Origin of the sequence: Faecousia intestinalis (genome assembly GCF_040096185.1) — a bacterium.
GTDB lineage: Bacteria > Bacillota > Clostridia > Oscillospirales > Oscillospiraceae > JAZOXB01.
This window is the reverse complement of sequence record NZ_JBBMFF010000148.1, coordinates 1-4,929: the sequence shown is the minus strand read 5'-3', so window position 1 is coordinate 4,929 and position 4,929 is coordinate 1. Positions and strand designations below refer to the sequence as shown.

The window sequence follows — 4,929 nt, the reverse complement described above, 5'->3', positions numbered from 1 at the left end:
GGTTTGCGAGCCATTCGGTGTGGTGCCGGTGGCGGGGGTCGAACCCGCACGGGTTATTAGCCCAACGGATTTTGAGTCCGCCTCGTCTGCCAATTCCAACACACCGGCATCTCATATTTTAAGTCATCTCCCGATGTCCTGCCCGAGAAAGCGGAGGGACATCGTGGAGGGACATTAAAAACAAGAACCATATTCAGTTTTCAAAAAGCCTTGTAAAATCAAGGGTTTCCGCCAAGGTGGTATGAAGCGGCGAAGTGGATTTTGAGTCCGCCTCGTCTGCCAATTCCAACACACCGGCATCTCATATTTTAAGTCATCTCCCGATGCCCTGCCCGAGAAATCGGAGGGACATCGTGGAGGGACATTAAAAACAAGAACCATTTTCAGTTTTCAAAAAGCCTTGTAAAATCAAGGGTTTACGCCAAGGTGGTATGAAACGGCGTTGTGGATTTTGAGTCCGCCTCGTCTGCCAATTCCAACACACCGGCCGATATAGTCTGACCGCGCAGGGATCAGTATCCCTTCATCTGCGCGGAAAGATGCTTGGAGAGAACGGCGAGCGAGGTCGCCATGTTTTCGTTCTGGACGAGGATCTGCGGCGGGACATCGAGGTGCGTCGGCGCGAAGTTCCAGATGGCCTTGATGCCGTTGCGGATCAGCAGGTCGCACACGCCCTGCGCGGCGGCGGCCGGGACTGTCAGGATGCCGATGAGGATCTTCCGGCGGCTGCACAGATCCTCCAGCGCGGAGAGGGGGAGGACGGGCTTGCCGCTGGCGTCCGTCCCGGCGACGGAGGCGTCGGAGTCAAAGGCTGCGACGATATTCAGGCCGTATTCCGAAAAGCCGCTGTAGCCCAGAAGCGCGCGGCCGAGCTTACCCGCGCCAATGAGCACGGCGTCGTTCGTATTATCATACCCGAGGAACTGCTCGATATCCTCGACCAGACCAAGGCGCTGATAGCCGATCTTGGGGCGGCCGCCGTCCGAGACCAGCGCGAGGTCCTTGCGGACCTGCACCTCGCCCATGTTCAGTGCGGCTGCCAGCGTTGTGGCGGAGATGTTTTCCGGCGCGTCTTCCGGCAGCGATTTCAGGTAGGACAGATAGACCGGCAGACGTTTTAACACGGAATTGGAAATTTTCTGCGCCACATTCTCAACCTCGTTTCTCTCATGTACCGGAATATTATAACAGATTTTGCCCGGTATTGCAAATCCTTTTTCATCTTCCCGGGAAAACATTTCAAAATGAGGATTGCAATTCCGGGCTGCATCTGCTATAATATCTATTACCATGCAGGGTTCGTACATCGGTAGTACAGCGGCTTCCCAAGCCGCTGAGGCGGGTTCGACTCCCGTACCCTGCTCCAGTTCGGAGCAAGCCGGCCGGCTTGCTCCTTTTTGTTTTTTGGGACTTGCACAAGCGCCTGAATTCTGGTATGCTGGGAGGCAGGAGGTGGGAGCATGAGACTGGCGCTGGCCTCGCAGCCGGTAAGAAACGGCGATGTGGCATGGAACGTGCGGTGCATGGAGGATGTACTCCGCGCCTGCAGCGGGAGAGCAGATACGGTCGTATTCGGCGAATCGGTCCTGCAGGGCTTTGACTGCCTGCGCTGGGACTATGCGCGCGACTGCACCGTGGCGGCCGCATGGACGGACGAGCCGGTGCGGCATCTGCAGGCCGCGGCGCGGGAAAACGGCGCGGCGGTGTCGTTCGGCATGATCGAGCGCGCGGCAGATGGGCTTTACAGCAGTCAGGTCTTCCTCGGCGCGGACGGGCGGCTCATCGACGTGTTCCGCCGCGTGAGCGTCGGCTGGAAGGACGTGCGCCGTACGGACGGGCATTACCGCGAGGGCGATGGCTTCCACCTGTTTTCCTACGGCGGCATACGCTTCGCCACGGCGCTGTGCGGCGACCTCTGGACGCCTGGCAGGCCGGAGGAGTTGGCAGCGCTTGGCGCGGATGCTGTGCTTTGGCCGGTCTGGTGCGATTACCCGGCGGCGGAGTGGAACGAACAGGTCAAGCTCGAATATGCCGCGCAGGCCTCGCGCTGCGGCTGCCCGGTGCTGTATGTGAATCCGTTCTGCGTCGATCCGGCTGCACCGGACGCGGCAACGGGCGGCGCGGCCTGTTTCTCAGGCGGCAGGATCGTCTGCGAAGCCCCGGCAGGGGAGAGCGGCATTTTGTTTGTGGAACTGTAAAACGGGAGGGAAGACCATGCAGGACATTCAAATCGGGCGGGTATACCGCCATTTTAAGGGAGACTACTACCTTGTGGAGGGCGTCGCGCAGCATTCGGAGACCGGCGAGCCCTATGTCATCTATCGCAAGCTCTACGGCGACGGCAGCCTGTGGATCCGGCCGCTTGCCATGTTTCTCAGCCCGGTAGACCGGGAAAAGTACCCCGACGTGCAGCAGAATGAGCGCTTTGCGCTGCAGGAGATCCAAAGCGTAAACCACAAATAATAAAGATTGGGGAGCGTGTCATGGACAAGACGGAACGGACGATCGCAAAAGTGACAAATGCCGGACGAATTCTCAGCAGGATCGCATGGATTTTTGACCTCATCGCCTGCGGATGCAGTGCCTTCCTCATTCTGGCGGCGCTGCTCTGGTGGAATACCCGCCCGGACCTGTTTACCGGGTATGCCAGCCAGACAGGTGCGCTGTTGATATGCGCCGGTGATCTGATCGGCTGCGCTGGCTCTGCGGTGCTGGCGTACTTCGCCCGGCAGCATTTTGCGCATGCGCTGGAGGCGCAGACGCCGTTTACCCTGCGCGGGGCGGCGGAGCAGAAACGGCTCGGCATCCTGATCCTGTGCATTTCGCCTGCCACGATGGTGCTGCGGGTCGCGTTGTCCGCGGCGTTCTCCGCGGAGTTTATGCCGGAGCGGCTGGCCGGGATGATCGTAGCGGACGGGGGCATGCTTGCGTTGGGCGTGATGTTTCTCGTGCTGTCGCTCGTGTGCCGCTACGGTGCAGAGCGGGAGGCAATGAAGCAGGAATAAGACAGTCAAAACCTCCGGCTTGGCCGGAGGTTTTGACTTGGGCAACCAATGCAGCGCCGCGGAGCGAAAGCCCCGCGGCGCGTATTTTTGGGTTCATTCCTGCGCCGGTTCAAACCGGAGCACATCCGCACCGATGTCCAGCACATCCTCGCCGGAGAAGGCACAGAGCTGTAAAGAGCCGAAGGATGGCTCGATCGACCAGATGGCCGTGAGCTCATTGCCATCTGGCTGCGTCAGAGAGCAGGCGCAGAGGAGGCCACCGTCTCCCATGCCGAGCACGGTAAGCGCGCCGGTCGAGGTAACGCGGCTGCCCTGCCGCGCTTCCTCCAGCGTGCAGGCCCCGTCCTCGCCGAAGCGGAGGCGGAATGCATCACCCTCCCGGTTCGCCTCCCAAGCGCCGGAGAGGATGGCGGAAAAACCGCTCTCCACGCTCTGCACCAGCGGCAGGAGGTCATGTTTTGCGCCGCCTGCGTCCACGGCATAGGCTGTGCCGTTTCCCGCCTCCAGCGATGTGATGCCGGAAAGACCGTAGAGCGGACCCATACTGCAGAATGTCTCAAAGCGGGAACAGGCCGTCATATTCACAGCCTCGACGAAGCCGCCTGCCGTGAGGGCAAACACATAGGCGTCCGGCCCGATGTTGGCAGCCAGCAGGGCGGTGTAGTCGGCATAGCAGCCGGAAACAGGATAGTTTTTCCCGGAGCTTTCGAAGGAGACCTGCAGCCCGGTCCCGTCGAGCGTAATGGCAGCCCAGACATCACTGGAATTGGACTGGATGGGCGCTCCGGTCCCGGTCTCTGCGGAGCCGAACGAGACTGTCAGGGGCGTCATATACCATCCTGCCCCGGCGATGGAGCCGATGGAAGGAAAGATGCGCAGCGAGCCGTCCTCATTTGGCAGAAAGGGGACGGGATCGCTGTTCCCGGCGGCCGCGACCGTCATGGCGCGCAGCTGCAGCAGATAGGCTGCCCCGCCGCCGATCGCAGGATCGAACCCGGCATACTGGCGGTCGAATGCCTGCGCGGCCGCGCGGCGGACGGCTGCGGTATAGTCGTCCATGGAGATGCCGAGGCGCCGCAGCATATGCGCGGAATCAAGCTCGATGCTGTTGGCACAGTCGAAGTGGTAGATGTAGTAGTGCGAGGTCCCCTCGGCGTATTCGACGATGACGGCCAGCGAAACGATGCTGTCCGTCCAGACCCGCTCCCAGCGAACGCTGCACAGCTCGGCGGGTGTGCTCTGCTCGATAGCCGTCTCCATGCTGCTGATGATGCCGGACAGGTCCCGATGGATCTTCGAATTCAGCTCCTCTGCCGCGGGCGAGTCCAGCAGCAGGCGGGGCACATGCAGAGAATAGCTCCAGTCGGAGCCCCAGGCGTCGGTGAACGTGCCTTCGTTCGTGTAAGCCTCGCCGAGCACGCTGTCGTCGAACGTCGGCGCGGGCTCCTCCGTCGGCGCGGTCGTTGCAGGCGGGGCGGACGGCTCGGAGGGAACGGCCGTCTCACCGCTCGGGGAGACCGGCAGTAGGGGCGAACAGCCCATCAGAAATGCCGCAAGGATGGCGGCAAACAGAAAAATGCGGAACGTGCGTTTCATGTCGGGACCTCCTTGTGTCGTGGTGTGGGAGCCGCGGCTCCGTTGTCGTTTTCTGGGGGATATCTCTGCTCCCAGTATATCAGTGAAAAGAACGGAAATCAAGCGTTATGCAGAAATTCAGAAAAACCGTATCATTGTCATACGTTATGGCGGAAGAGACGCTGCGGACCTGCGCCGAATTTTGCGCTTTGCGAAAAAAATCGCTCCTGACCGCACGGATCAGGAGCGACGATAAATGCTGTTTTGACGATCTTATACTAGAATCTGATAAAAAGCTTTAAAAGCTTTTTATAGCGCCGAGGGCGCGTCAGATTCTGCATGAGACGGC

5 protein-coding genes and 2 tRNA genes are annotated in these 4,929 nt (G+C 60.4%); 4 read left to right on the top strand and 3 right to left on the bottom strand.

Translation table 11 applies throughout. The features are described 5' to 3' along the window. Positions 1–20 precede the first annotated feature (20 nt). Both WMO66_RS03730 and WMO66_RS03725 read right to left on the bottom strand, forming a co-directional pair. Positions 21–108: transfer RNA gene (locus WMO66_RS03730), tRNA-Leu, on the bottom strand. A 404-nt stretch (positions 109–512) separates the two neighbouring features. Next, positions 513–1,148 carry a redox-sensing transcriptional repressor Rex gene (locus WMO66_RS03725; protein ID WP_349135038.1) on the bottom strand — a complete coding sequence of 212 codons (636 nt, stop codon included), beginning with the start codon at positions 1,146–1,148 and terminating at the stop codon, positions 513–515. A 144-nt stretch (positions 1,149–1,292) separates the two neighbouring features. Here WMO66_RS03725 and WMO66_RS03720 point away from each other — a divergent pair. The 4 genes from WMO66_RS03720 (at position 1,293) to WMO66_RS03705 (ending at position 3,005) form a co-directional block, all read left to right on the top strand. Then, positions 1,293–1,366: transfer RNA gene (locus tag WMO66_RS03720), tRNA-Gly, on the top strand. Between the two features lie 94 nt (positions 1,367–1,460). Beyond that, positions 1,461–2,198, top strand: a complete 738-nt coding sequence (locus tag WMO66_RS03715) for a carbon-nitrogen hydrolase family protein (protein WP_349135037.1) — start codon at positions 1,461–1,463, stop codon at positions 2,196–2,198. 16 nt (positions 2,199–2,214) lie between these two features. Beyond that, positions 2,215–2,463, top strand: a complete 249-nt coding sequence (locus WMO66_RS03710) for a DUF1653 domain-containing protein (RefSeq protein ID WP_349135036.1) — start codon at positions 2,215–2,217, stop codon at positions 2,461–2,463. Between the two features lie 20 nt (positions 2,464–2,483). Then, a complete protein-coding gene (locus tag WMO66_RS03705) occupies positions 2,484–3,005 on the top strand; it encodes a hypothetical protein (protein ID WP_349135035.1) in 522 nt (173 codons plus the stop codon). Positions 3,006–3,098: 93 nt separating this feature from the next. On the opposite strand, the gene WMO66_RS03700 is transcribed toward WMO66_RS03705, so the two are convergent. Next, on the bottom strand, positions 3,099–4,601 hold the full coding sequence (locus WMO66_RS03700; protein WP_349135034.1) for a hypothetical protein: 1,503 nt from the start codon (positions 4,599–4,601) through the stop codon (positions 3,099–3,101). Positions 4,602–4,929: the final 328 nt, after the last annotated feature.